Raw genomic sequence first — 2,926 nt, 5'->3', positions numbered from 1 at the left:
ACGTGATTTGCGCATCGTCTGTTCTCCTTGTCGTTTTGAACGTTACGAGAACAAACTCTACTTTTGAATGGCCCGGTTTTTGGGGGGCAGGTCACCGCCAAGTGTCTCTGGGAGCGGAATTTCACTACTCATCTGGCTCGCCTTTCATGGTTTTGGCAGTATGGGGCCGTTCTTGGGCAATCAAGTCAGATGTGGTCATTTTCCCTTCCCGAAGGCAAGGTACGCCTAGTCCGGCTAACCGCTTGCTCAAGTCGTCGTCGGATTTACATAAGCAGCGAATGGCCGCTCTGACAGGCTGCGCCGCAGCATTGCTCCAGATCGTGGATGGCCGGTCTGGGCCGAACCCTCCTCACTTATGGAAAACATGCATATGCCCGCGCTGCCTCGCCGCCGCTTTCCAATATTTCTTACGCACGCCTTCCGGCTCCAAGTGTTGGTATTTTCCACCGGAAAACTTCGGCCAATCTAGCGCCATTCCGCTACGGACCATTTCCGCGCTCAAATCGCGACCGTCCGGCAGAAAGCAGGTCGCGACAAGCCGGTCATAGGACAAGTCCGGCTCGATCTCGGCGGTGATGATTTGCCCTTTGCAAAGGTTGACCAATTCCCATTTTGCCTTCTTGCCCCAAGGATGTTCAAGTTCTGGCGCGTCGACGCCGGCCAAGCGTATGTTAACCTTTCCTATCCGGATCGTGTCGCCATCGACCACGTAGCATTTACCGGTGAGCGTGGTCTCGTGCGGATGGGCGGGCGCTTGAGCTGGCTGGTGTCTCTGCGTGCTAGACACAGCAGTCCGTGAAGGCATCGGCTTGCGCACGGGCCGCAGAAACGGAGTGACAATATCACGAGATCGCGGCGGCTCCCGCCGTCTCGCAGGGCGGCTGAAAAACAATGCGCGAATGATCCTAATGAACAATGTGGACACCTCAAAGCTGATCAACAGAAAGTTGTTCACCTCAGAATGGGTGCATTTTATGACATGCGTCAACGGCGCGCGGCACAATTCAGGCGAATATTCATCGACTTAGGTATCGCATCACAGGCTCTTTCAAAGCCGGTGAAAGCACCGTTCTAGCGTCTAAACATTCCCGTTACGTTCCGCCGAAAAATGCACCATTTCTAAACATAAATCCCATTAAATTCAGACACATACCCAGTTTTGCAAATCCGTGTACACCGGTTCGATTCCGGTACTCGCCTCCATTTTGTTCTAAATCATAGGGTTAGCGACTGAGCAGTCGGGTGTGACACAAAGTGGGACACACACCCTATGAAGCTGTCATCCTATCTAAGCCCCTCAAGACATGGGATTTACTACTTCCGTTGGCCTATCCCTCCATCCATAGAGGGAAAGCGAACAACCGTCCGAGTATCACTCCGAACACGTTGCCCGGATAGGGCTGGCGCACTAGCCCGACATCTTGCATCGTGCGGGCAAATACTACGTGAGAGCAACGCCTTGGCAGGACTTCGACAAAGCGAGATACGCGAGAAGGTGCAAGCCTACTTCAAGGCGCAACTGGACCAGTACCTTGATTGGCTGGACCGGCGCGGCCTGTCGAAGAACGCCTTGGAAGACGTTCGGTGCGAGATGCTGGACCACGAAAGCTATCTCGACATGGAGAAGGAGAGCGACCAGTACCTTCCCGTCAAGCCGTTCCTGAGAAAATCGGGCCTGACGGTGCAGGACTGGCAATCCAGCCAGCCCATGATGCAACGCGAACTCCGGAAGGGTCGCCGGGACCTTCTCAGGGCCGTTCTGGAGGCCACTGAGCGCCTTGAGCATTATTCGTATGACGGAGCCCGGGCTATCGCCCCTGCCGCTCCTGCGCCCGCTCTGCCAGCCTCATCGCCTTTGGGCGCAGCAGTGGATGATTTCATCGCAGAGCATTCACGCCAATGGGCTGACAAGACCATCGGCCAGAACCGGGCTTACCTGAACGTCCTTGTCGAATACTTCGGCCATGATCGTCTACTTGCCACGATCACCAAGCAGGATGCGAGCGAGGTCAAGAAAGTCTTGCAGGCGATTCCAGCCAGCCGGAATACAAAGCCCAAGCTGAAAGCCATGCCGCTGATGCAGGTCATCAAGGAACCGGGGCACAAGAAGATCGCGGCCAAAACGATCAACAGCCATATCCAGATGTTCAAAATGTTTTTCGACTGGGCAGAGCGGCACGGACATTCGCCGCATACGCTTTTTGAAGGCATGAAAGTGAAGAAGGACGAGGCCAGCAAAAGTGAGCGCAAGCCCTTCACTCCGGACCAAGCCCGCCTGATCTACACTGAGTTGACCGAAAACACGTCCAAGCTGGTACGCAAAGACAGCCACAAGTGGGGGATGCTCTTGGGCATGTTCACTGGTGCGCGTCTGAACGAGATTTGCCAACTCGACATTGCTGATGTGCAGCAGGACGGCGATACATGGTTCCTGAACATCACGGACGAAGGCGACGGCAACAAGAGCGTGAAGTCAAAGGCGGGTAGGCGCAAAGTGCCGCTGCACTCCGAGTTGATACGGCTTGGCTTTCTCTGTTTCGTGGACAGCCGCAGACACGGCACGCGCCTGTTCCCCGACTACAGTTACAGTGCCAACGGCGGCTATGGCCGCAATTTGGGCCGCTGGTGTAATAAGAGTTTCTTGCCTAAGTTAGGCATTAAACAGTCGGGGCTAGTGTATCACAGCTTCCGCCACACCATGGTTACCCGCCTTAGCCAAATGGATGTTCCTGAACCCATCGTGCAAAGTATAGTTGGCCACGCAAGGTCTGGCGTTACGCAGACGTCCTACAACAAGGAAGGCTTCACGCTGGCTCAGTTGAAAGAGGCCATTTGAACCGCCCCGGGTTTACCGGAGAGTTTCTGGTTCAATGATTAGGCTACTTTTTCGACGGCATTCAAGCTTGCATAGAAGGCCTCCTCTGCT

General features: G+C 54.8%; 2 protein-coding genes. One reads left to right on the top strand and one right to left on the bottom strand.

Annotated features, from left to right (window positions below):
* Positions 1 to 349: 349 nt before the first annotated feature.
* On the bottom strand, positions 350 to 955 hold the full coding sequence (locus tag BMW66_RS19740) for a thermonuclease family protein (RefSeq protein ID WP_245729576.1): 606 nt from the start codon (positions 953 to 955) through the stop codon (positions 350 to 352).
* 315 nt (positions 956 to 1,270) lie between these two features.
* Between BMW66_RS19740 and BMW66_RS19735 the strand changes: the two genes are divergently transcribed.
* Positions 1,271 to 2,836, top strand: coding sequence for a tyrosine-type recombinase/integrase (locus BMW66_RS19735; RefSeq protein ID WP_093120872.1), 1,566 nt, complete (start codon positions 1,271 to 1,273; stop codon positions 2,834 to 2,836).
* Positions 2,837 to 2,926 lie beyond the last annotated feature (90 nt).

Origin of the sequence: Salinihabitans flavidus (genome assembly GCF_900110425.1) — a bacterium.
GTDB classification, from domain to species: domain Bacteria; phylum Pseudomonadota; class Alphaproteobacteria; order Rhodobacterales; family Rhodobacteraceae; genus Salinihabitans; species Salinihabitans flavidus.
This window is presented reverse-complemented; position numbering and strand designations above follow the sequence as displayed.